This window comes from Vibrio ulleungensis, from assembly GCF_016900875.1.
In the GTDB taxonomy this organism is placed as follows: Bacteria; Pseudomonadota; Gammaproteobacteria; order Enterobacterales; family Vibrionaceae; genus Vibrio; species Vibrio ulleungensis.
The window spans coordinates 262,221-286,583 of the sequence record NZ_JAFEUM010000005.1 but is presented as its reverse complement, the minus strand read 5'-3'; the positions used below and the strand labels follow the sequence as shown (position 1 = coordinate 286,583).

At 46.9% G+C, this 24,363-nt stretch carries 16 protein-coding genes; 11 read left to right on the top strand and 5 right to left on the bottom strand.

Features of this window, described 5'->3' with window-relative positions:
• Positions 1 to 255 precede the first annotated feature (255 nt).
• A complete protein-coding gene (locus tag JQC93_RS14035; RefSeq protein ID WP_205159046.1) occupies positions 256 to 708 on the top strand; it encodes a hypothetical protein in 453 nt (150 codons plus the stop codon).
• Here the strand turns inward: JQC93_RS14035 and JQC93_RS14030 are convergent.
• Positions 691 to 1,179 (bottom strand): putative 4-hydroxy-4-methyl-2-oxoglutarate aldolase, encoded by a 489-nt coding sequence (locus JQC93_RS14030; RefSeq protein WP_205159045.1) that lies wholly within the window; start codon positions 1,177 to 1,179, stop codon positions 691 to 693. The genes JQC93_RS14035 and JQC93_RS14030 overlap by 18 nt on opposite strands.
• 460 nt (positions 1,180 to 1,639) lie before the next feature.
• Between JQC93_RS14030 and arcA the strand changes: the two genes are divergently transcribed.
• Positions 1,640 to 2,359, top strand: a complete 720-nt coding sequence (arcA, locus tag JQC93_RS14025; protein WP_205159044.1) for a two-component system response regulator ArcA — start codon at positions 1,640 to 1,642, stop codon at positions 2,357 to 2,359.
• Between the two features lie 63 nt (positions 2,360 to 2,422).
• On the opposite strand, the gene JQC93_RS14020 is transcribed toward arcA, so the two are convergent.
• The 3 genes from JQC93_RS14020 to JQC93_RS14010 form a co-directional block, all read right to left on the bottom strand.
• Positions 2,423 to 2,899, bottom strand: coding sequence for a hypothetical protein (locus JQC93_RS14020; RefSeq protein ID WP_205159043.1), 477 nt, complete (start codon positions 2,897 to 2,899; stop codon positions 2,423 to 2,425).
• 35 nt (positions 2,900 to 2,934) lie between these two features.
• Positions 2,935 to 5,268, bottom strand: coding sequence for an aerobic respiration two-component sensor histidine kinase ArcB (gene arcB / locus JQC93_RS14015; protein ID WP_205159042.1), 2,334 nt, complete (start codon positions 5,266 to 5,268; stop codon positions 2,935 to 2,937).
• Between the two features lie 166 nt (positions 5,269 to 5,434).
• A complete protein-coding gene (locus JQC93_RS14010) occupies positions 5,435 to 6,379 on the bottom strand; it encodes a TIGR01212 family radical SAM protein (protein ID WP_205159041.1) in 945 nt (314 codons plus the stop codon).
• A 539-nt stretch (positions 6,380 to 6,918) separates the two neighbouring features.
• On the opposite strand from JQC93_RS14010, the gene gltB (JQC93_RS14005) reads away from it, so the two are divergent.
• From gltB (JQC93_RS14005) to JQC93_RS13965, 9 genes are all read left to right on the top strand, one after another.
• A complete protein-coding gene (gene gltB / locus JQC93_RS14005) occupies positions 6,919 to 11,469 on the top strand; it encodes a glutamate synthase large subunit (RefSeq protein WP_408068609.1) in 4,551 nt (1,516 codons plus the stop codon).
• A complete protein-coding gene (locus JQC93_RS14000) occupies positions 11,469 to 12,941 on the top strand; it encodes a glutamate synthase subunit beta (protein ID WP_205159040.1) in 1,473 nt (490 codons plus the stop codon). Before gltB (JQC93_RS14005) ends, JQC93_RS14000 begins: the two co-directional genes overlap by 1 nt.
• A 311-nt stretch (positions 12,942 to 13,252) precedes the next feature.
• The gene (gene gltB / locus JQC93_RS13995; protein WP_205159039.1) at positions 13,253 to 17,716 is read left to right on the top strand and encodes a glutamate synthase large subunit; all 4,464 of its coding nucleotides are present in this window, start codon (positions 13,253 to 13,255) and stop codon (positions 17,714 to 17,716) included.
• 18 nt (positions 17,717 to 17,734) lie between these two features.
• Positions 17,735 to 19,147 (top strand): FAD-dependent oxidoreductase, encoded by a 1,413-nt coding sequence (locus JQC93_RS13990; protein WP_205159038.1) that lies wholly within the window; start codon positions 17,735 to 17,737, stop codon positions 19,145 to 19,147.
• Between the two features lie 182 nt (positions 19,148 to 19,329).
• Complete coding sequence (gene arsB / locus JQC93_RS13985) at positions 19,330 to 20,364, top strand: ACR3 family arsenite efflux transporter (RefSeq protein WP_205159037.1); 1,035 nt, start codon at positions 19,330 to 19,332, stop codon at positions 20,362 to 20,364.
• A 68-nt stretch (positions 20,365 to 20,432) separates the two neighbouring features.
• Entirely contained in the window at positions 20,433 to 20,858 is a 426-nt protein-coding gene (locus tag JQC93_RS13980) for a DUF1499 domain-containing protein (RefSeq protein WP_236009566.1), read from the top strand.
• Positions 20,859 to 21,081: 223 nt separating this feature from the next.
• The gene (gene mtnN / locus JQC93_RS13975) at positions 21,082 to 21,771 is read left to right on the top strand and encodes a 5'-methylthioadenosine/S-adenosylhomocysteine nucleosidase (RefSeq protein ID WP_205159036.1); all 690 of its coding nucleotides are present in this window, start codon (positions 21,082 to 21,084) and stop codon (positions 21,769 to 21,771) included.
• Between the two features lie 3 nt (positions 21,772 to 21,774).
• Positions 21,775 to 22,746 carry a cobalamin biosynthesis family protein gene (locus JQC93_RS13970; RefSeq protein WP_205159035.1) on the top strand — a complete coding sequence of 324 codons (972 nt, stop codon included), beginning with the start codon at positions 21,775 to 21,777 and terminating at the stop codon, positions 22,744 to 22,746.
• 47 nt (positions 22,747 to 22,793) lie between these two features.
• Positions 22,794 to 23,414: a trimeric intracellular cation channel family protein gene (locus JQC93_RS13965; protein ID WP_205159034.1), complete on the top strand. Its 621-nt coding sequence runs from the start codon at positions 22,794 to 22,796 to the stop codon at positions 23,412 to 23,414.
• A 37-nt stretch (positions 23,415 to 23,451) separates the two neighbouring features.
• Here the strand turns inward: JQC93_RS13965 and JQC93_RS13960 are convergent, their stop codons facing one another.
• Positions 23,452 to 24,354: a DUF5692 family protein gene (locus JQC93_RS13960; RefSeq protein WP_205159033.1), complete on the bottom strand. Its 903-nt coding sequence runs from the start codon at positions 24,352 to 24,354 to the stop codon at positions 23,452 to 23,454.
• Between the last annotated feature and the right edge of the window lie 9 nt (positions 24,355 to 24,363).

Below are 24,363 nucleotides of genomic sequence, written 5' to 3'. Positions count from 1 at the left end.
TCCTCTATGAATACCTATTTTGGATACTTGAGTCAAACAATAATTGAATTTTCTTTCATTTAGACTATTAGAACGAGGCTGGTACAACCAACTAAAACTTGATGGGTACTCTAAGTGCTGCAAATAATGTTGCGCCTAATGCCAGCAGATGCAGTAAAACTGTGATCCATTGTAAAAAGGTTTGATTGTGATGTAGAAATATTGTGCACTTGAGGCCATACTTATCCTCTATTCACTAGCAGCAGGGAGCGCATCTTGAAACACATTCTGTCGATTATCGCTTGTGCTGTTGCTTTCCCCGTATTTGCATCCCCCACTCTACCGAGCATGGAAGAGTCTGAATCCAAGCACAAAGTATTCATGAACTCTAAAAGCCAAACTAACGATGGCTTTGACGTGTGGCAGATAGACAGTGGTTATGCCTACAACTTGTTTGACTCGTTTGATCTCTACGTAGGTACTCGTATAAAGAATACCGATTCAGAGGGTGATCGCGGATTTTTAAGTGGTGTCAGTTACCAGTTCAACAATAAGATTTCGGTCAACAGTACACTGTACACAGGCGATACCGCCGTGATCGAAGAGCCTTCTTTTAATGCTGAAGTTTCAGGTAACTTCGAAATGCGTAATGGTTTAAACCTGCATGCCACTCTCGATTATGACGAGTGGCAACAGGGTATTACGGTAGGACTAGGCTACAACTTCTAACGGTTCACTGCTCACCAGAACCCCATTCCAATCCGCGTAGATGTAATCTCCTGGGTGCACCGAAAATCGATTAATCATCAAACTGACATTGATCTCACCAATGTCACGTTTTTCGGTTTTAAATGGACAGGCTCCTATTGCTTTGATACCCAATGGCATTTCAGACAACTCGCCCACATCACGAACCGCACCATTAATAATGATGCCTTCCCAACCATTGTCTATGGCTGTTTGAGCAACTTGATCGCCTAATAAAGCGCGTTGAGTGGACCCGTTACCATCGACCACTAACACTTTACCCTTGCCTGGTTCTGCGACGACTTCACGAACTTTGGAATTGTCTTGAAAGCATCGAACCGTAACAATTTCACCAAAAAACGCTGATTTTCCACCAAAGTTTTGTAATGGGATATCCCAGAGTAAGACGTGTCCTTCGTACTTATCACACAGATCCGGTAAAATATCTTGCATAAATCCTCCATTCAATTATTCGTGCTCCATGCACGTGAGTGCACATGACTATGCACTAATGTTGATACACTATTCTACAAACTCGTTGAATATCCAAGAAAATCATCAATTACTTGAATAATTTTTTAAAATTTGAATGCATTCACCAACCTAATTAATCATGCGCAGTTGTTACAAAGTCTCTATTGATTTAAATCAACAAAGTGAAAAAAATTAACAACTCTTGATTGTTAAACTGCTGTTACATAGGTAAAATCTGCCATCAAGTTAGTCAAAAATGAAAGATAATGACGGTTTCGTAATTATCTTAAACAGTACCACGGATGGGAATGGCGTGATCTGAAACAAAACAGCAAGCGAAAAGTTTGCTATATTGTTAAAAATAGATTGCCCGCGTGTTGATTTTTTGCCTAAAATTTAACTCGTTAGACAAATTCCTTTAGAATACTAGGTGCCAGTAATGCATACCCCAAAAATCCTGATTGTAGAAGATGAACAAGTTACACGTAATACGTTAAAGAGCATTTTCGAAGCTGAAGGCTACACCGTATTTGAAGCCAGCGATGGTGATCAAATGCATCAGCTATTATCAGAAAACTCAGTAAACCTTGTTATCATGGATATCAACTTGCCAGGGAAAAATGGCCTTCTATTAGCACGTGAACTGCGCGAGCAAGCAAACGTTGCATTAATGTTCCTCACTGGCCGTGACAACGAAGTCGATAAAATTCTGGGTCTAGAAATTGGTGCAGATGACTACATCACTAAACCTTTCAATCCGCGTGAACTGACTATCCGTGCACGTAACCTTTTAAACCGTTCAATGTCTAGCAAAGGCGATGACGAAGAAGCACGTAACGTCGAAAAGTATGTGTTTAATGGTTGGGTTCTGGACATCAATAGCCGTTCTTTGGTTAATCCACAAGGTGAGAGCTACAAGTTGCCACGTTCTGAGTTCCGTGCGCTGCTCCACTTCTGTGAAAACCCAGGGAAAATCCAAACTCGCGCTGACCTACTAAAGAAAATGACAGGCCGCGAACTTAAACCTCACGACCGTACTGTTGACGTGACTATTCGTCGCATTCGTAAACATTTCGAGTCGGTTGCAGGCACGCCAGAAATTATCGCCACGATCCATGGCGAAGGCTACCGCTTCTGTGGTGAGTTTGAAGAGCAATAATTAATTGCCCACATAAAAAAAGAGCCTAACGGCTCTTTTTTTATGTCTACTTAATACACACGCTTAATACACTTTGTCGACTTTAACACCGCGTTCAACGAGCCATTGCTCATTACTCAGTTGAACAGCAACATCCATTAAATCTACATCCAACGCATCGACAGCGGCATTTACCCGAACCTTCCAAATTGAAGGACTGATTGCTTCCAGCTCAAATTCATCTATTTGCCAAGTTTCGTTATCGAAAGCGAACAATAGGCTTTCGATCTCAACACCAGCTGGGATTTCATCAATAGAACTCAACACAAGCGACCCTTTTAATTTAGGGGACTCTTCATCGCCGATTCGAGGCATCAAATCAAACCACAATGCCGACTCAAGCTTGACCATAGCACTTTGCCCATCTTGTTCAACCAACTGTTCAGCACTTTGATTCCAGCTTGGGAGCACCGGTTCAGACATTTTTTCTTCTTGTGGTGGAGCCATGCAGCCCGACAACAGCGCAGCACCACTGAGTGCTAACACACTTATCTTTTTCATTTTTCTTAATCCTCTTATCAGGCGATCCCACAAGTTTACGCTTGTTCTATCCACTGTTTTAAGATCTCAACGTCACTTTGGTAACTATTTCGAATCTCATCCACCCACTCATCGATATTCTCCCACCAAGCGGGCAGCTCTGGTGATTGCGCTTTTTGAGCAACGCTCTGGATGCGCTTCAATCCAACGGATCCTGCCGCCCCTTTGATTTTATGAGCTTCAGAAACAATAGCATCTTTATCTTTAGCGATTAGATTAGTTTGGAGAATCGACGCATAATCGGGCATAAGTTTTTCAAACACCGACACCCCTTCGAGCACCTGTGCTTTACCTACGATTTCGATGTACGAACTGAGCATTTCAATATCCACGACCGTCGCAAAGTGATCGTGTGAAGCTTCTTCGTCGAGACTAGGTTGAGACAATAACGTTCCCACTTCACCACTATCGACTTTGGCAAGGACCTTTTTCAAGGCTTTGGCAGAAAGTGGCTTACTAAGAGCTTCATCCATACCATTGTCGAAATACTCTTTTTTGTCCTTGAGCACGTTCGCGGTTAGCGCAACCAGTGGGGGTAAATGGGCGTGTCGTTTGCGAAGCTGCTGAGCCACATCAAAGCCACTCATGTCGGGTAATTGAATATCGAGTAACACTAGGTCAAATGACCCCTCTTCAAACTTACTCAACGCCTCTTCACCGGTCATCGCCACGGTGACTTGATGGCCTAAGCCTTCAAGCAGTGAACGAGCAACCGTCACGTTGAGTTCGATATCTTCGACCATGAAAACATTGAGCGCATCAACTTGTTCGTCGATCACTTCTAGCGAGGTTTCGTTGGAAACCGGAACCGCAATTGAAACGGTAAATGTACTTCCAAAGCCGAGCTCACTACTGACTTGGATGTCACCCCCCATCATGTTGACCAACTCTCTCGACACCGATAAGCCTATTCCTGTCCCCATGGCATGCAAATTGTCTTTACCAGATTTGACCTGATAATACATCGCGAAGATTTTGTCGACTTCCGCGTCTGGGATCCCTATACCGGTATCTTCCACTTCAAACTGGATGTAGGCCAAATGGCCACTTACGTCGGCGCTGACACTCATTACCACGCCACCTTCTTTGGTAAATTTCATGGCATTGCTGATTAAATTCCACAATACCTGCCGTAAGCGCGTCGCATCGACTTCGATGACGTCAGGCAGATCGGTCAGCCTTTCGAGATCAAACCGTAAGCCTTTTTGCTCTCCCATCAACCCAGCAATGCTCTCCATCTCTGCAACGAACTCTTTAAATTGGAGCGGCTTCGGAAGTAACTCGAGTTTGTTGCGATCAAACTTATCCATATCAATAATATCGTTAAAGATATTACCCAAGGTGATGGCGCTGACATTGATGGTCTGCATGTAATGACGTTGCTGCTTATCCAGTTTGCTTTCAAGCATCATTCGACTTAGACCAACAATACCATTCAACGGTGTTTTCAGTTCATGGCTAATAGTTGAAATAAAAGTGGTTTTATCGCGACTGGCTTTTTCGAGCGTATCTTCGTGCTCTTTACGCTCGGTAATATCGCGGCCAAAGCCGACCAGCCCCAAGTGTTGACCGGTTTTGTCGTAAAATGGCACTTTGCGCAGTTCAAAGTACGCTTTACGTCCGTCGGGGTACTCTAGCCACTGCTCATACGTTAGCGCCTGATTGTTGCTAAAGACTTTGTCGTCCGTCTCCACAATTTGTTGGGCAACTTCTTTGCTGTATACGTCCCACGGAGTAAGCCCGACTAACTCTTTCTCTTTACGACCCGTCAGCTCCTCCATCGCTTTGTTGCAACCAGAAAAGACACCTTGTGCGTTGCGATAGTAAGTTAAGTCAGGAGAAGCATCGATGAAGGACCGTAAAAGAGCGGTACGCTCCGCCAGTTCAATTTGGGTCTTTTCTCGCTCAAACACTTCCCGCTTTAGATCATCCATAACCTCAAGGCGAGCCGCTTCCGATTTTTCGCGTTCGGTAATTTGTTTATTCAGCTCTTCCACTTTTTGATGCAGTTGATCATTTAGCTCACGATCTCTATCTCGCATGTCGCTAAGTTTCGCCACCAATTTAGTCAACCTTTGACGTGACTCTTCAAGTTGATCAACCACCACGGTCAGAAAGTAAACCGCCCAAGGTGTTACAAGCAGTCCAAAGAACACTGAGCGAATAATATCGACGTTAGATACACTGCTGTTGAGAACGATGGTTATCCCAACTTGAATCACCACCGCGAGTGCGACAAGGGCTAGAGCCAGAAGAATAGAAAATTTGATAATGCCTAGTTTGACCAACAGGTCGACATAATATTGAGCGAGATTTTTTATAGGTTTCATCGAGCAATCCATTGAAATCGAACTGGATCAGTGTACCTAAACTGGAAAATAAATGCGGTGTTTAGATCGCTAAATTAAAAGCAATTTAAAGAGGTATTGTGCCATTGACCACCAAACGGCGGTCAAATATTGGCGGTCAGAGTTCTTTGCAAGCCAACTTAATATATTATGCGTTGGCTAATATAGGCTGTTCGTAGATAAATGGAGCGCCGATGTCGCTGCCTTGAGCGCCATATTGATCTAGGTTTCGTCCAATATCTGTCATAGCTAACCAACGGTTCTCACACCAATCAGGGGCCAAAAGTACTGGTTTTTTAGCTGAAGATACAACGCGATGAAATACAACGTCAGGCGGCGTTTTTCGAATAAGCTCACTGCACGCTTCCACATACTCCTGCATGCTAATCACATCCAGCTTTCCTGCTTTCCACGCTTTACCCATGGTACTGCCGTCGACAATATGCAAGCTGTGGATTTTCATGCCATCAGTGCCCACTTCAAGCACTTTGTCTAACGTATCGTGATAGTCAGCGCGTGTCTCTTTAGGCAGCCCGAGGATTAAATGGGTACACACTTTTATCCCCAAAGCGCGCGCGCGGCGCGTTATCTCTGCATAGCATTCAAAGTCGTGCCCACGGTTAATACGCTTTAAAGTGTCATTGTTGGCGGTTTGCAAACCCAACTCAAGCCAAATTTCGTAGCCTTGCTCAACATAACCAGATAACAACTCTAATACCGCGTCTGGCACACAATCGGGTCTAGTACCGACGCATAAGCCCACCATATCCGCAGCCTTTAAGGCCTCTTCATACATGTTTTTAAGCACTTGCACTTCAGCGTAAGTATTGGTGTAGGCTTGAAAGTACGCCAAGTACTTTTTGGCACGTTTAACTTCTCCGGCCCGATCGTGCAGTTGATCGTGAATGGATTTGATTTGAGTGGCTTCATCAGCAAAAGAGGCAACATTACAAAAAGTGCACCCACCACGTCCTATCGTGCCGTCTCGATTAGGGCAACTAAAGCCACCGTGGAGTGACAACTTATGAACTTTTTGACCATAGCGACGCTGGAGATCCTGGCCTATGGTATTGACTAATTGATGGAGCTGCATGGTACGACCTAAGTTAGATTAGAGTGACAATTCTAATTAGTGAAACTTAATTACATCCCTGCAATTTATTTTCGGCTAATTCTAGCAAAATTAAGCCTATGTGGCCTGCACTATTTTGTGTCATCAAATCATCGATATGCACCATTATGTAGTAAAAGTGCGTTTCATTAACGTTTGATTCACATTTTTACGCATAGTTGTTCATTTCCATGTGCAATAAAAGTGCAATTTTGAATGGAATTCACGGAAACAAAAATGTAGGATAGTTTCACATATCGTCTAAAAGGACACCATATTCGGGTTCGCTTAGAGGATATACTTCGGCGAAAGCACACTCCCACCAATAGGATTCACTAACTTTTGTGATTTCCTCGTGTGCCAAACCAAGGGAATGTTTTTCTCACGATATTTTCAGTGAGTGACAGAAAGGACTCACATCAGCCAAAGAGCTGATTGAATATACGATTATAAGGATTGGCTCCGTTTGCTCCGTTCACACTCAATGCAAACGATTGCCCTCAAATTGGAAGGATGGTTCTATGTCTAATGAACTGGTAGAACACAAGCAAGCGGCTCAGGGTCTTTACACCCCAGAGCTTGAGCATGATGCTTGTGGTATCGGCTTTGTTGCCCACCTCAAAAACCGCAAATCGCATGCGGTCGTAACTCAAGCACTCGATATGCTTGCGCGTATGGAACACCGTGGCGGTCAAGGATGTGATCCTTGTTCTGGTGACGGTGCTGGTATCTTGCTGCAAAAGCCTCATGAGTTTTTGCTTGAAGAGACCGTAAAACTTGGCATCAAGCTGCCATCATTCGACAAATACGGTGTAGGCGTTGTTCTATTCCCGAAAGACGAATATAAACGCGCACAGTGTCGCGACATTTTGGAGCGTAACGCACAGCGCCTTGAGTTAGACGTCATTGGCTATCGCGTATTACCTACCGATAACTCGATGATTGGTGCTGATCCACTGAGCACTGAACCTCAATTTGAGCATGTTTTCATCAGCGGCGGTCCTGGCGTTTCTCCAGAAGAGCTAGAGCGTAAGCTGTATGTATTGCGTAACTACACAGTACGCGTCTGTTTAGAAAGCATCTCCAACATCGGCGACGATTTTTACATTAACTCAATGTCATACAAGACATTGGTGTATAAAGGCCAGCTCACCACAGAGCAAGTGCCACAGTATTTCTTGGATTTACAAAATCCTACCATGGTGACCGCGCTTGCTCTTGTGCACTCTCGCTTCTCCACCAACACATTCCCGCGCTGGCGCTTAGCACAGCCTTTCCGTTACATTGCCCACAACGGCGAAATCAACACCGTACGTGGCAATCTAAACTGGATGAAAGCGCGTGAAGCGATCATTGAGTCGGATCTGTTTACTCAAGCCGAAATCGACATGCTTTTGCCGATTTGCCAGGAAGGCAGCTCAGATTCTTCAAACTTTGACATGGCCCTTGAGCTACTCGTCCTATCGGGTCGTAGCCTACCCCATGCCCTGATGATGATGATTCCGGAAGCGTGGCAAGAAAACAAAAACATGGACCCAACGCGCCGTGCGTTCTATCAGTACCACGCTAACGTTATGGAACCATGGGATGGCCCAGCCTCTGTCTGCTTTACCGATGGCGTTCAAGTGGGTGCAACACTAGACCGTAACGGCCTACGTCCGTCACGCTACACCGTGACCAAAGATGATTACCTAGTCATGGCGTCTGAGTCAGGTGTTGTTGATATTAAGCCAGAGAATGTTGAATTCCGTGGTCGCTTGCAGCCTGGACGCATCTTTGTTGCTGACCTTGAGCAAGGCCGCATCATTTCTGATGAAGAAGTGAAAGACGGCATCGCCAATTCTCAGCCGTATGAAAAGTGGGTAAAAGAGAACCTGCTTAACATTAATAAACTGCCAAGTGCCAGCAACCAATTTAGCCAACCAACGCCTGAGCGTCTGCTGCATCGTCAGCAAGCCTTCGGTGTGAGCTCTGAAGAGATCAATGAGATTTTGGTTCCAATGGCGAACGACGCCAAAGAGCCGCTATCAGCGATGGGCGCGGATTGGCCATTGGCTATTTTGTCGCACCAATCACAGCATCTCTCTAACTACTTTAAACAGTTGTTTGCTCAGGTTACTAACCCACCGATCGATCCGATTCGTGAACGTATGGTTATGTCCCTAAATACCTATCTAGGTAAGGACCAAAACCTGCTCACTGAAACCCCAGAGCATTGTCAAAAAGTAGAGCTAGAGTCGCCAGTACTGGCTAACTCAGAGCTTGAAAAACTGCGTGCGATCGATAACGAGCACTTGCAGGCAAAAACCTTAGACATTGTTTTCCAGGCCAATGAAGACACTGGCCGTCTAGAGCGCGCTCTAAAACGTATTTGCCAATACGCTGAAGATGCAGTGGTCGATGGCTACTCAATTATCTTGCTGACTGACCGAGCGGTAAACTCTAACCACGCGGCTATTCCAGCAATGCTTGCCGTAGGCGCAGTGCACCACCACCTCATCCGTAAAGGTTTACGTGCCAAGTGTGACATCGTTGTAGAGACAGGTGACGCGCGTGAAACCCACCATTTCGCAACCTTAATCGGTTACGGTGCTAACGCAGTTAACCCTTATCTTGTGATCGAAACCATTATCGATCTGCAAACTAAGAAGAAACTTGACCCAGAAGCCGATCCTCGTGTGTTGTTCGACAACTACCGTAAAGCGGTTAACGGCGGTCTGCTTAAGATTTTCTCTAAGATGGGTATTTCAACCTTGCAGTCATACCACGGTGCACAAATTTTTGAAGCACTGGGTATCAGCAAGCCAGTTGTTGATAAATACTTTACCGGTACGGTTTCTCGTATTCAGGGTTTGACCATCGATGACATCGCTAAAGAAGTATTAGTGCGTCACCGTGTGGGTTACCCAACACGCGAAATCCCAGTCAATGTATTGGATGTTGGCGGCGTATATCAATGGAAACAACGTGGTGAGAAACACCTGTTCAATCCAGAAACGATTTCTCTGTTGCAGCAATCAACACGCGAAAAGAATTACTCTCAGTTCAAGCAATACGCACATGCAGTCGACGCGCAAGGCGATAACGCTGCAACATTGCGAAGCCAATTGGACTTTGTGAAGAACCCTGCGGGCTCTATCCCACTTGAAGAAGTGGAGCCAATCGAAAGCATTTTGAAGCGCTTTGCAACGGGTGCAATGTCGTTTGGTTCAATCTCGTACGAAGCGCACTCGACGCTTGCCGTTGCGATGAACCGCATCGGCGCGAAATCCAACTCCGGTGAAGGTGGTGAAGATCCAGCACGTTTCGAACGCAAAGAAAACGGTGACTGGGAACGCTCTGCTATCAAACAGGTCGCATCTGGCCGATTTGGTGTAACCTCTTACTACCTAACCAACTCTGACGAAATTCAGATTAAAATGGCGCAAGGTGCTAAGCCAGGTGAAGGTGGGCAGCTACCGGGTGACAAAGTGGATGACTGGATCGGTGCAACGCGTCACTCGACCCCAGGGGTTGGCTTGATTTCGCCACCACCGCATCACGATATTTACTCTATCGAAGATTTGGCTCAGCTGATCTACGACTTGAAAAACGCGAACCGCTCAGGACGTGTTAACGTAAAACTCGTCTCTGAAGCTGGTGTCGGCACCATCGCATCGGGCGTTGCAAAAGCAAAAGCTGATGTGGTGCTAATTGCCGGATTTGACGGTGGTACCGGTGCATCTCCTATGTCGTCTATTCGACACACGGGTCTACCATGGGAACTTGGTCTTGCTGAAACGCACCAAACTCTACTGAAAAATGGTCTGCGTAACCGTATTGTGGTTCAGTCTGACGGCCAAATGAAAACCCCTCGTGACTTAGCCGTTGCGACTCTGCTTGGTGCAGAAGAATGGGGTGTGGCAACAGCAGCACTGGTTGTTGAAGGCTGTATCATGATGCGTAAGTGTCATAAAAACACCTGTCCTGTGGGCATCGCGACACAAAACAAAACATTGCGTGAGCGCTTTGATGGCCGCGTAGAAGATGTAGTAACGTTCTTCCAGTACATGGCTGAAGGTCTGCGTGAAATCATGGCAGAGCTTGGCTACCGCACCATCGACGAGATGGTTGGTCAGTCACACAAACTGAAAGTGCGCAGCGATATTGGTCACTGGAAATACAAAAACCTCGATCTCACACCTGTACTGCACATTGAGCAGGCACGTGATGAAGACGGCGTGTACAACCAAACTGAACAAAATCATAACCTGGAAGAGGTTTTGGATCGCAAGCTGATCCAAGCGGCAATTCCTGCCCTTGAGAAAGGTGAAGCGGTTACAGCCAAATTCCCAATCATCAACACTGACCGCTCTGCGGGTACCATGTTGTCGAATGAGATTTCTAAGGTCTATAAAGACCAAGGCTTACCTCAACCAATGCAGGTGAAGTTTACGGGTTCTGCAGGTCAATCTTTTGGTGCGTTCTTGGCCAAAGGCGTCAAGTTTGAAGTCGAAGGTGATGCCAACGACTACTGGGGTAAAGGCCTTTCAGGCGGTACATTGGTGCTCTACCCAGACAGTCAGTCGACCATCGTTCCTGAAGACAACATTGTAGTAGGTAACGTCTGCTTCTACGGCGCAACCTCGGGTGAGTCTTTCATTCGCGGTATGGCTGGTGAGCGCTTCTGTGTGCGTAACTCTGGTGCCAAAGTGGTGGTAGAAGGTGTTGGTGATCACGGCTGTGAGTACATGACCGGTGGTGCAGCAATCATCCTTGGCTCTACTGGGCGCAACTTCGCGGCTGGTATGAGTGGCGGTGTCGCCTATGTGTGGGACAAGTCTGGTGACTTTGAATCCAAACTTAACCCAGAACTGGTCGACCTAGATCCTATCGAGCAAGAAGACAAAGACCTGCTTCTCGATATGCTCACAAAACACGTGGAGTTCACAGGAAGTGACGTCGCGAAATCGTTCTTAGACAACTTTGAGCAAAGCCTAGCGTCGATGGTAAAAGTTATGCCACGCGACTACAAAGCAGTGCTACAAAAACGTAAAGAACAAGCGGAACAAACTGAAGCGGAGGCAGTGTAATGGGTAAGCCTACTGGATTTTTAGAGCATGGTCGTGAACTGCCACAGAAGGTAGATCCGGCTGAGCGCATCAAGCACAACAAAGAGTTTGTGTTAAACGAAGAATTTGGCGAGAAAATCAATACTCAAGCTTCTCGCTGTATGGATTGTGGTGTGCCGTTTTGTCATAACGGCTGCCCGATTGGTAACATCATTCCTGAGTTTAATGACGCAGTTTACCGTGACAGCTGGGAAGAAGCTTGGAACATTCTAAGCTCGACCAATAACTTCCCAGAGTTTACGGGTCGCGTTTGCCCAGCACCTTGTGAAAGCTCATGTGTGTTAGGGATTAACCAAGATCCAATCACAATCTGTAATATTGAAAAGACGATTGTTGAAACTGCATACCGTGAAGGCTATGCAAAACCAAAAACGCCTCGTTCACGTACGGGTAAAACCGTCGCGATCATCGGTTCGGGACCTGCTGGTTTGTCTGCGGCAGAGCAGCTCAATAGCGCTGGCCACAGCGTGACTGTATTTGAACGCGATGAAAAAGTTGGCGGTCTATTGCGATTTGGTATTCCTGATTTCAAACTCAGCATGGAAGTGATTGATCGTAAGATCAATCTAATGGCCGAAGCGGGCGTAGAGTTTAAAGTCAATCAGCACATCGGTGTTGATGTAAACGCTGCGCAGCTTCGTCAGGAGTTTGATGTGGTGTTGCTGACGGGTGGCTCTACCGTGCCTCGCGACCTGCCAATTCCAGGCCGTGACAACAAAGGCGTCTACTTTGCGATGCAATTTTTGGGTCAAAACAATCGCCGCGCCAACGACATGGATCTTAAAACAGAAGAGATCCACGCCAAAGGCAAGCACGTTGTAGTGATCGGTGGTGGTGATACAGGCTCTGACTGTGTAGGTACCTCTAACCGTCATGGCGCAGCAAGCATCACTCAAGTAGAAATCATGCCAATGCCTCCAGAAAAGCGTCCTGCTAACATGCCATGGCCGCAATACCCAATGATTCTTCGTACCTCAACCTCTCACGAGGAAGGTGTGGACCGTCATTGGAATATTCTGACTAAAGAGTTTATCGGTAACGACAAAGGTGAAGTAACAGGCCTTCGCATTGCTGACATCACTTGGGAAGAAGCCGAAGAAGGCCAGCGCCCTAACTTTGTCGAAGTGGCTGGCAGTGAACGCGTACTCCCTTGTGACATGGCGTTCCTAGCGATGGGCTTCTTACACCCAGAACCAACCGGTGTACTTGCGCAACTAGACATCGCTCTGGATGATCGCGGAAACGTAGCGACGACGGACTTTGCAACTAACCAAGAAGGCGTATTCGCCGCAGGTGATATGCGTACAGGTCAATCATTGGTGGTTCGTTGTATCAACGAAGGCCGTGAGTGTGCTCGCGCCGTCGATGCCTACCTCATGGGGAACACCAAGCTAGAAGCGAAAGCGGACTCGTTGATGCTATCCGCGAGCTAATCGATAAAGTTTCCTTCCAAACTTTATTGTTGGCCAGCACGAAAGTGCTGGCCTTTTTTATACCCTCTTCATAAACCGTTTGCTGCTAATCATCAATTGGCTCTTAAAACGACCGTTTAATACGCTCAACGGGTATCTTGACCTTTGCGTCATTTCCTTATACTTTGTCAAATCCCTGATAATAAAACTTAAGCAAAATGTTAAATAAATATTCATATCAGGATGATAAAAATTAGAATTTAGTTCGTCAAAATTCAAAGAGTATCTGTCAGGAAGACAGAGCAAAGACAAGTTGCAAAAGGAGTAAAGCAATGGCTCTTTACGATCCCACGCTCGAGAAAGACAACTGTGGATTTGGCCTCATCGCCCATATGCAAGGGCAGCCAAGCCACAAGTTAGTCAGAACAGCGATTTCAGCCCTCGATCGCATGACCCACCGTGGCGGCATTAATGCCGATGGTAAAACCGGTGATGGCTGTGGTTTATTACTGCAAAAACCAGACAGCTACCTACGCTTAGTCGCCGAAGAAGGTGGTATAAAGCTTGGTAAGCAATATGCCGTAGGCATGATATTTACCAGCACGGACACAGCCAAAGCGCACCACTCTCGAGACGTTGTGAATCGAGAATTGGCAAACGAAACCTTTACCGTTGCAGGATGGCGTGAAGTGCCGACCAATGCTGAAGTATTGGGGCCTATCGCACTCACGACATTGCCAAATATTGAGCAAGTATTTATCACTGCCCCTGCGGGTTGGAGTGAGCGCGATATTGAACGACGCCTCTATGTGGCAAGACGACGCATAGAAAAAGCCTTGGTCGACGACAAAGAGTTTTACGTTTGTAGCCTTTCAACCAATGTGATTGTCTATAAAGGGCTGTGCATGCCCGCTGATTTGCCTCGTTTTTATTTGGATTTGGCCGATCTCAGAATGGAATCCTCCATTTGTCTGTTCCACCAACGATTCTCAACCAATACCTCACCAAAATGGCCACTGGCTCAACCCTTTAGGTACATGGCGCACAATGGCGAGATCAATACCATTGAAGGAAATCGTCAGTGGGCGCGAGCGCGAGCATACAAATTCAAAACCCCTTTAATTCCTGATCTACAGACTGCTGCGCCTTTCGTTAATGAATCAGGCTCAGACTCTTCAAGCCTAGATAACATGCTCGATCTGTTTTTTGCCGGTGGTATGGATCTGTTTCGAGCGATGCGCATGCTTGTTCCGCCAGCATGGCAAAATCACCCAGATATGGACGACGAACTAAAAGCCTTTTATGACTTTAACTCTAAGCACATGGAACCTTGGGATGGCCCTGCTGGGATTGTCTTGTCTGACGGTCGCTACGCGGCATGTAACTTAGATAGAAATGGTTTACGCCCTGCTCGCTACGTTATTACTAAAGATGGTTTTATTACCCTAGCCTCTGAAGTAGGCATCTGGGACTACACCCCCGATGAAGTGTCCGAAAAAGGCCGCGTTGGCCCAGGTGAGCTTTTGGTTGTCGATACACTCGAAGGTAAGCTGTGGCACTCAGACGATATTGATGCTGACTTAAAATCTCGCCACCCCTACAAAGCGTGGATGGACGAGCACGTCAAACGCTTAACCCCCTTCTCTGAGCTTGCTGATGATAAAGTCGGTGAGCGAGTGTTTGATGAGAACCAACTTAAAACCTTCCAAAAGCAATTTGCAGTGTCTAACGAAGAAGTGGATCAGGTTCTGCGAGTGCTTGGGGATATGGGACAAGAAGCAACGGGCTCTATGGGGGACGATACCCCAATGGCGGTGCTCTCTTCTAAGGAACGTTTGGTTACTGATTACTTTAGACAGAAATTCGCTCAGGTAACGAACCCGCCGATCGATCCATTGCGAGAAAAACACGTAATGTCATTGGCGACCAGTATCGGCCAAGAGATGAATGTGTTTAACGAAACCGATGGTCACGCGCATCGAGTCACCTTCGACTCTCCGGTGCTCCTATACTCCGACATGCAGCAGTTGTTAACGCTGGATAGGGAGTACTATCAACCTAGCATCATCGACATTAACTATGATCCGCAAAACCTAGACTTAGAGCAGGCAATCCACCAAATTTGTGATAAAGCCACTGCGGCCGTGAAGCAAGGTAGCGTACTGCTGGTATTATCGGATCGCGAACTGCAGAAAGGCCACCTTCCTGTCCCTGCGGCCATGGCTGTAGGCGCGGTGCAAACTCGACTGATTGATGAAAACCTTCGCTGTGATGCCAACATCATCGCCGAAACGGGCTCGGTACGAGACCCTCACCAATTTGCGGTGTTACTCGGCTTTGGTGCAACGGCTATCTATCCTTATTTGGCCTACGAGACTCTGGGTAAAGTGATTGACGATGGCGCGATTGATAAAAGCTACCGTCAGGTGATGCAAAATTACCAAAACGGCATCAACAAAGGGCTATACAAGATCATGTCCAAAATGGGCATTTCGACAATTGCGTCATACCGCTGCTCGCAACTGTTTGAGGCTGTGGGCTTAAGCGAGTCGGTCGTTGATCTTTGTTTTAAAGGCGTCACAACGCGCATTCAAGGCGCCGATTTTGCAGACTTCCAGCAAGATTTGTTTAACCTATCTCGAAAAGCCTGGGCAAAACGTAAATCTATCGATCATGGTGGGTTACTCAAATACGTTCATGGTGGTGAGTATCATGCCTATAACCCAGATGTGGTGTCCACATTGCAAACTGCGGTTAAAACTGGTGAAGCTAACGACTATAAAACGTACGCAAAGCATGTGAATGCGCGACCTGCGGCGATGCTTCGCGATCTTATGCAACTCAAGAAAAGCGACTCGCCGTTAGCGCTGGATCAAATTGAGCCTAATACCGAGTTGTTTAAGCGCTTTGACTCGGCCGCAATGTCGATAGGTGCATTGAGTCCAGAGGCGCACCAAGCACTAGCCACCGCAATGAACCGACTTGGCGGTTACTCCAACTCTGGTGAGGGTGGCGAAGATCCAAGCCGTTTTGGCACCGAGCGAAACTCTCGCATCAAGCAAGTGGCATCCGGACGATTTGGTGTGACTCCGCACTATTTGACCAATGCCGATGTACTGCAAATCAAAGTCGCACAAGGGGCTAAACCTGGTGAGGGTGGTCAGCTTCCTGGCCATAAGGTTACGGCAGAAATAGCCAAGCTGCGCTACTCAGTGCAAGGGGTTACGCTAATATCCCCACCCCCACATCACGATATTTACTCGATTGAGGATTTGGCGCAGCTTATATTCGACTTAAAGCAGGTGAACCCAAAAGCCTTGGTATCGGTTAAATTGGTTTCAGAACCTGGAGTTGGCACTATCGCAACCGGTGTTGCCAAAGCCTATGCCGATTTAATCACCATTTCTGGCTACGACGGCGGAACGGCTGCAAGCCCACTCACCTCGGTGAAATATGCGGGTAGCCCATGGGAGCTCGGTCTTGCGGAAACTCAGCAAGCGCTTGTAGCGAATGGCTTACGACATAAGATCCGACTGCAAGTCGATGGCGGTCTTAAAACTGGTCTGGATGTGGTAAAAGGGGCCATTTTGGGCGCTGAAAGCTTCGGGTTTGGTACCGCGCCCATGGTCGCGATGGGGTGTAAGTTCCTTCGCATCTGTCACCTAAATAACTGTGCAACCGGTGTTGCAACCCAAGACCAGACCTTACGTGATGAGTACTTTAAAGGGTTACCAGAAATGGTGATCAACTACTTCACTGGCCTTGCCGACGAGGTTAGAGAGCTGCTTGCCGAGTTGGGCGTTGAAAAGCTCACCGATCTTATTGGTCGTACAGACCTGCTAGAAGCCGTTGAAGGTAAAACCGCTAAACAATCTAAGCTGGATCTGTCTAACATACTGGAAGCGCCGGTTTCACCGGGAGACTTCCCACTATTTTGGACCGAACCTAACCAACCGTTTGATAACGCAGAATTAAACCAGAAAATGGTTTCCGATGCCCTTGCCGCCGTAGAGGCCAAAGAATCTCTAAATCTATTCTATGATGTGATCAATACCGACCGTTCGGTGGGTGCTCGTTTATCGGGTGAAATTGCTCAGCGCTATGGCAATGCAGGCGTATCAGGCTCACCGATTAAAGTACACCTAAATGGCACAGCAGGACAGTCGTTTGGCGTTTGGAACGCCGGTGGTCTAGAGCTGTTGCTAACCGGTGACGCTAACGACTACGTTGGTAAAGGCATGGCGGGTGGCAAGATTGTCATCAAGCCTCATACGGGTACAACCTTTGCCTGTAATGAAGCCACTATCATTGGTAACACTTGTTTGTACGGTGCAACAGGTGGAAAGCTATTTGCTGCGGGCCGCGCGGGTGAGCGCTTTGGCGTTCGAAACTCGGGCACCATTGCGGTAGTAGAAGGCGCTGGTGACAACGCATGTGAATATATGACAGGGGGTATTGTCGCGATTTTGGGTGCCACAGGGGTGAACTTTGGCGCGGGTATGACTGGTGGGTTTGCTTACGTATTAGACGAGAATGGTGATTTCTCTGGGCGTGTTAATGGCGAATCTGTCGAATCATTACCGCTTAACGAGTTGGCTATTCATCAAGAGCATCTTAGAGGGCTCATCGCGCAGCATCTCGAACTGACTCAATCAAGCCACGCCGAGACTATTTTGGCGAACTTTGATGAATGGATTCCAAAGTTCCATCTCGTGAAACCGAAAGCGGCAGACTTACGTACCCTTCTTGGGCATCAAAGCCGCAGCGCCGCAGAATTGCGCGTTCAAGCACAGTAATTGGAAGGAGCCAGTTTTATGAGCCAGAACGTATACCAATTTATTGATGTCAGTCGTGTGGATCCGGCCAAAAAGCCGATCAAGATCCGTAAGATTGAATTTGTCGAAATTTATGAACCCTTTACCAAGCAGCAAGCAACGGCGCAAGCCGACCGCTGCTTAGATTGTGGTAATCCTTATTGTGAATGGAAGTGCCCTGTTCATAACTACATCCCTCAGTGGCTAAAGCTGGCCAACGAAGGACGTATCATTGAGGCCGCCGAACTATCACACCAAACCAACAGTCTTCCAGAAGTCTGTGGACGGGTGTGTCCGCAAGACAGACTGTGTGAAGGTGCCTGTACGCTCAATGACGATTTTGGTGCGGTGACCATTGGTAATGTGGAAAAGTACATTACTGATAAGGCCTTCGAAATGGGCTGGAAGCCAGATATGTCCAACGTTGAATGGACCGACAAAAAAGTCGCCATCATCGGCGCAGGACCTGCTGGGCTCGCCGCTGCAGATATTTTAGTGCGCAACGGTGTTAAGCCTGTCGTCTTTGACCGTTACCCAGAGATTGGCGGTTTGCTCACCTTTGGGATCCCTTCCTTTAAACTGGAAAAAGGGGTGATGGAAAACCGACGCAAGATTTTTACTGACATGGGTGTAGAGTTTCGATTAAACACTGAAGTTGGCAAAGATGTCACAATGCAAAGCCTGATTGATGATTTCGATTCGGTCTTTTTAGGCGTCGGCACCTATAAGAACATGCGCGCAGGACTGGATAACGAAGAAGCACCAGGCGTGTACGATGCCTTACCATTCCTTATTTCCAATACCTATAAGGTCATGGATTTGCCGACCGATGAGCACTACATAGACATGGCCAACAAAAAGGTCGTGGTGCTTGGTGGTGGTGATACCGCAATGGACTGTGTACGTACCTCAATTCGCCAAGGTGCTAAGCATGTCATTTGTGCTTATCGTCGTGATGAACAAAACATGCCGGGTTCACGTCGCGAAGTAAAAAATGCCCGTGAAGAAGGCGTCGACTTCCAATTTAACCTTCAGCCGTTAGGCATAGAGGTTGATCAAAATGGTCACGTCACTGGTGTGAAAGTCGTTAAAACCGCACTGGGTGAACCCGATGACGCTGGTCGTCGTCGCCCGGAACCAGTAGAAGGTAGTGAGCACGTTCTTTCCGCCGACGCTGTGATTATGGCATTTGGTTTCCAACCCCATGCTATGGAGTGGTTAACGCCTTACAACGTCGATTTAGACCAGTGGGGTCGAATAAAAGCACCGAAAGATGGCGAGTTCTTGTATCAAACCACCAACCCTAAGATTTTCGCGGGTGGTGATGCGGTAAGAGGCTCGGACCTAGTCGTTACAGCGATTGATGAAGGTCGTAAGGCCGCAGAAGGTATTTTGGATTACTTAGAGGTTTAAGATCTAGGGCGCTTTGCATTGAGTTGCCTGGACGCTGCGCTTTGAGAAGCAAGGTGGTCTTAGAAAGCTTAGCTTGAAAGGCAAGAAGGTTTTATCTTCTTGCCTTTTTGTTTTTTGGCTTGACGTTGCGCTGAATTGGCATAACATATATGGAAATGCATATATTCAAATAAGGTTTTGAGATGGGGTTGTTTGAACGCTACTTAACGGTATGGGTTGGATTGGCCATTGGCCTAGGGCTACTGCTGGGAAGCCTGTCACCGGAGCTATTCATTGGAATTGCTAGTTTAGAGTATCAACATGTCAATTTTGTGATAGCGGCGCTCATCTGGTTGATGATTTACCCAATGATGATCCAGATTGATTTCTCCTCCCTAAAAGACGTAGGTAAAAAACCGAAGGGACTGGTGCTCACGCTTGTGATCAATTGGTTGATCAAGCCATTTACCATGGCATTTTTGGGTTGGCTGTTTTTTAAAGTCTTTTTCGCAAGTTGGGTCGACCCGCAAACCGCCTCAGAGTATATCGCTGGCATGATATTGCTTGGTGTTGCGCCCTGTACCGCTATGGTGTTTGTTTGGAGCCAGCTCACTAAAGGTGACGCCAACTACACCTTGGTTCAAGTCTCGGTAAACGATCTGATTATGATCATTGCATTTGCACCTATTGCGGGCTTCCTATTAGGCATTACCGACGTCACCGTGCCATGGGGAACCTTAGTTCTATCGGTGGTATTGTACGTACTGATTCCACTGATCGCGGGCGCACTCACCCGTCGACACCTACTAAAAAAACACGACTCTAAAGCGTTAGACCAATTTTTAGCAAAGCTAAAACCTTGGTCGATCATCGGATTATTGACCACAGTGGTAGTGTTGTTTGGCCTGCAAGCCGAAACCATTATTGCAAAGCCTCAAGCCATTGTGATGATTGCCATTCCATTGATGATCCAGACCTACGGTATATTCGCCCTAGCCTACTGGATGGCGAAACGAGTGAAGCTACCGCACAATATCGCAGCACCTGCCTGCATGATCGGTACGTCGAACTTTTTTGAACTCGCAGTAGCGGTCGCTATCTCTTTGTTTGGCCTGCACTCTGGAGCGGCACTTGCGACCGTTGTTGGTGTGCTAGTCGAAGTTCCAGTGATGCTATCTCTAGTGGCCTTTGCCAACAAAACACGCCACTGGTTTGACGATTCTGACGCCAATGCGTAAAAAATAGGGTACCCTATTAGAGTTGAAGCTCAATTTTAGGCTTATGTACTGTAAAGGATTGAAATAAAATGAGAACATGGATAGTTGGATTGTTCAGCTTAGGCATTGTCGCCTGTAGCAATGGAGTAACAGAAATGGAAGACCGTACTGCTAACCCTTGTGGTGATAAGCCCAATTGTGTCTCGACACAAGACCAGCGCGAAAAATTTAATTTGGCTCCCTTTAAACTCAAGCCAGACGTCACCCTCGATCAAGTTGAACTGATTGCACTAGGCCTAAAAAATGCGAAAACGGCAGAAAAAAGCGAGCAGTATTTACGCATAGAGTGCACCAGCAGTGTATTTCGTTTTGTTGATGACCTAGAGCTCAGTCTTAATGGTGATATGTTGACCGTTCGATCTGAATCTCGCACTGGCCACTCCGACTTTGGTGTCAATCGTAAGCGCGCTGAAGCCTTACGTGAAGGCCTGACTAAAGCTGGTCTCCTAGAGTAGCGTACCAAGATTGTTAACTGTTAAAAATGCCTCCAACATGGAGGCATTTTTGATCCTGTGACAAGCAGTTTCTGCGCGCGCTCGTCATGCCTAACTATGCGAAAAACAGCTTCTATCATGCGAGCATCCTAAACAATGACTCAAATGAGCCCATGCTGCCTAACTCAACATTTAGTGCTACAATCGCGCCTAATATTTCCAGATTCAATTGAACAGGTTCACTATGAAAATCGGTATCATTGGCGCGATGGAACAAGAAGTCGCGATCCTAAAAGCTCAAATTAACAACTGCACAACTGAAACCATTGGTAAATCAGTGTTTTACACTGGCACTATCGATGGAAAAGAAGTGGTTCTCCTTCAATCTGGAATCGGTAAAGTTGCCGCTGCTATTGGTACTACGTTGCTTATCGAAAAGTATGCGCCTGATGCGATCATTAACACTGGATCGGCGGGTGGTTTTGACCCTTCTCTAAACTTAGGCGATGTGGTGATCTCAACAGAAGTTCGTCATCACGACGCGGATGTCACAGCCTTTGGCTATGAAATGGGACAAATGGCTGGCCAACCTGCGGCGTTTGTCGCTGATGCTAAACTTTGTGAGTTAGTCGAAAAAGCCCTCACGATGACAGATAAACATGCTGTGCATGGCCTTATTTGTACTGGTGATACGTTCGTGTGCACACCCGAGAGACAGCAATACATTCTGAAATACTTCCCGTCAGTCGTTGCCGTTGAAATGGAAGCCTCAGCAATTGCTCAAACCTGTGAGCAGTTTGGTGTGCCATTTGTTGTGGTACGCGCTATTTCGGACGTTGCTGACAAAGAATCCCCAATGTCATTTGACGAATTTTTGCCTCTCGCGGCACAAAGCTCATCTGAGATGGTGACCAAAATTCTATCTCTGGTTTAATCAATGAATGAAGCGTGGCATAGCGGTATTTCATTAGACACCATCTACGCCGATGGCAGTGTGTTGGTGTTGTGCGCTGCTTTGCTCGCTCATCTGCTGATCCCTATCCCCCGCGAATTACACCCTATAACGTTGTGGCGTAAGTTCGCAGGCCTGTTAGCTAATAAAGTGAATCAAGGCAATGACCCAAATTATCAACGATTTGCAGGGTCACTTTCTTGGTTAATGTTGATGCTACCCGCGGCGGCGCTGCTAATTGCCGTATCCAATCTAGTCTGGGAACCTTTGGTTTTTCAGTTTACGCTGCTGTTTTTCTCGCTGGGCTGGAGAGAGCAAGAAGTGTTTGCTCGCCAAAGTGGTCAAGCATTGGCTCAAGAAGATAAAGCCTCACTCAGAATGTCACTGAGCCACTTTCTTAACAGAGACTGTGCGACATTGTCATTGTTAGGGTTAGGAAAAGCCTGCGTTGAAACCCTAACGCTTGGGCACTTAAGAAATGTTACTGGTGTTTTGTTTTGGTTTGCCGTAGCAGGTCCTATTGGTGCGGCGCTGTTTCGCCTGTGTGGCGAGGTCGCTCGCGCTTGGCCAGTTCATTACCGACAATATAAAACCTTTGGTCAATTGGCTCGCACTATTTATGCTCTGCTCGAGTGGCTCCCAAGTACGCTGTTTTCTCTGTTACTCCTCCTAAATCAGCAATCGTTGTCATGCCTTTCAACCATAGTTAACCAAGCTAAAACTTGGCGAAACAAGTCATCGGGTACAGCGCTTGCGTCTCTAGGAAACCAATACCAATTAAGTTTAGGGGGACCTGCGCTCTATCAAGGTCAAAAACTTGAGCGCGCCAAGCTAGGCGGTAAGATTGCTCCTTCAGCTATTCATCTATCTCAAGTGGCAACAAAGCTTCGCAACAGCCAGTACCTATTTATTGTATTGCTGCTCATTACATTAGCTTTGGCTAACGGTGGTATCTAAGCTGAGTTTCCCATAGAATTGCCCCACCCTAACGACCCATTAATGCCATGAACCTTTCACTCCTTTACCTAATCGATCTTTTTGGAACCGCCATTTTTGCCATCTCTGGTGTGCTTTTGGCTGGCCGACTTCGTATGGACCCTTTTGGCGTCATGGTATTGGCGACGGTGACCGCTATTGGTGGTGGCACGATAAGGGATCTGATTTTAGGTGCTACACCGGTTTTTTGGGTAACTGATACTGCTTACATGTGGATCATCATCATTACCAGTTTGGCAACCATGATGCTGGTTCGTCACCCCAAGCGTCTCCCTTGGTACGTTATGCCAGTATGTGACGCGATTGGTTTGGCGGCATTTGTAGGTATTGGTGTGGAAAAAGCGCTTGCCTTTCAGGACTCGTACTTAGTCGCAGTAATGATGGGCGTGCTAACGGGGTGTGGCGGTGGCATTATTCGAGATGTCCTAGCTAGAGAAATCCCTATGGTGCTGCGTAGTGAGGTTTATGCCACCGCATGTATCGCAGGTGGTAGCGCGCACGTTCTACTTGTACAGTGGGGGCTCGCTCACTCCCATGCAATGCTAGCGGGAGTCGTGGTTACTTTAACCATTAGGCTCACAGCCATTCGATGGCATTTGTCACTGCCTACATTTGCGCTCAACAAATAGCCCCAGTCATTCAAAAATAACTGGAGCCATTGGGAGGTTAAGCTTTGGCGACCTCCTGATATTTAGCAAGGTCCGTATACAATTCATCCTTAATTGGGTTCAGTTTCATCTGAACTATGCGATAGCCCTGATACACCACCAATGCAACGTTAGCCACAAAACTGAGCATTGAAATCAACCACATGGCATCTGGGTTATAGCTCACTTTCACCGTATAGATACTGTCGGTAAACATATACGGGAACGTCATCATAAACATCGCCCACAACGCCAGCGTGTGTGCACGATGTTGTAACCAAGCCCCTTTTGCCCACCACAATGCAGGAATGGTACAAGAAAGTAATAGTGCGACGCCCGTATAAAGCACATTGGCGGTTAAGCAGTTGTAAATGTATGCGAAGTTCCAAATGTCATAGGCGATGATCCAAAACCACAGCATATCTGGCCACACCATATCTCTATTTTTACCGCGCGTTACTGCATAGATTCCCGCCCAACCACATATGGTCACAATATTTAAGATCCCAGCTGCGGCATTAAAGTAGTTCCAGTCTCCGCCCAATAGCAACAGCCCCTCACTGACACCTTGAATATCCGCGACCTGAATTTCTCGGATCACCGCTTCGAGTATATTGATACTTAAAATGAGCGGTGGAAATAGAAGGTACCAGCGGTGCTTATTGGCAAAATTACTAAAGCGTATCACCATAAACCCCACCGCCCCCATTAGCGCAGAGTACACTTTGACCCAAACGAACCAGTTGGAGACTTCGTTATCCATGTACATCCAGTAAGGGGTTAACATTATCGGCAGACCGACAAACAAAAACATCGACCACTTAAGGTTTCGGCGAGACAATTCATTCACACCAATGAGGCCGAGCAACACCACCACAAACATGATCACCGCAGGTGTAGTAAACGATTCAAAGAAAAACATTAGCGACCT

What these genes read in the sequence shown, in the direction of transcription:
- JQC93_RS14030 (WP_205159045.1), bottom strand. Translation starts at nt 1,179, where the DNA reads ATGCAAGATATTTTACCGGATCTGTGTGATAAGTACGAAGGACACGTC.
- arcA (WP_205159044.1), top strand. Translation starts at nt 1,640, where the DNA reads ATGCATACCCCAAAAATCCTGATTGTAGAAGATGAACAAGTTACACGT.
- JQC93_RS14020 (WP_205159043.1), bottom strand. Translation starts at nt 2,899, where the DNA reads ATGAAAAAGATAAGTGTGTTAGCACTCAGTGGTGCTGCGCTGTTGTCG.
- arcB (WP_205159042.1), bottom strand. Translation starts at nt 5,268, where the DNA reads ATGAAACCTATAAAAAATCTCGCTCAATATTATGTCGACCTGTTGGTC.
- JQC93_RS14010 (WP_205159041.1), bottom strand. Translation starts at nt 6,379, where the DNA reads ATGCAGCTCCATCAATTAGTCAATACCATAGGCCAGGATCTCCAGCGT.
- gltB (WP_408068609.1), top strand. Translation starts at nt 6,919, where the DNA reads ATGTCTAATGAACTGGTAGAACACAAGCAAGCGGCTCAGGGTCTTTAC.
- JQC93_RS14000 (WP_205159040.1), top strand. Translation starts at nt 11,469, where the DNA reads ATGGGTAAGCCTACTGGATTTTTAGAGCATGGTCGTGAACTGCCACAG.
- gltB (WP_205159039.1), top strand. Translation starts at nt 13,253, where the DNA reads ATGGCTCTTTACGATCCCACGCTCGAGAAAGACAACTGTGGATTTGGC.
- JQC93_RS13990 (WP_205159038.1), top strand. Translation starts at nt 17,735, where the DNA reads ATGAGCCAGAACGTATACCAATTTATTGATGTCAGTCGTGTGGATCCG.
- arsB (WP_205159037.1), top strand. Translation starts at nt 19,330, where the DNA reads ATGGGGTTGTTTGAACGCTACTTAACGGTATGGGTTGGATTGGCCATT.
- JQC93_RS13980 (WP_236009566.1), top strand. Translation starts at nt 20,433, where the DNA reads ATGAGAACATGGATAGTTGGATTGTTCAGCTTAGGCATTGTCGCCTGT.
- mtnN (WP_205159036.1), top strand. Translation starts at nt 21,082, where the DNA reads ATGAAAATCGGTATCATTGGCGCGATGGAACAAGAAGTCGCGATCCTA.
- JQC93_RS13970 (WP_205159035.1), top strand. Translation starts at nt 21,775, where the DNA reads ATGAATGAAGCGTGGCATAGCGGTATTTCATTAGACACCATCTACGCC.
- JQC93_RS13965 (WP_205159034.1), top strand. Translation starts at nt 22,794, where the DNA reads ATGAACCTTTCACTCCTTTACCTAATCGATCTTTTTGGAACCGCCATT.
- JQC93_RS13960 (WP_205159033.1), bottom strand. Translation starts at nt 24,354, where the DNA reads ATGTTTTTCTTTGAATCGTTTACTACACCTGCGGTGATCATGTTTGTG.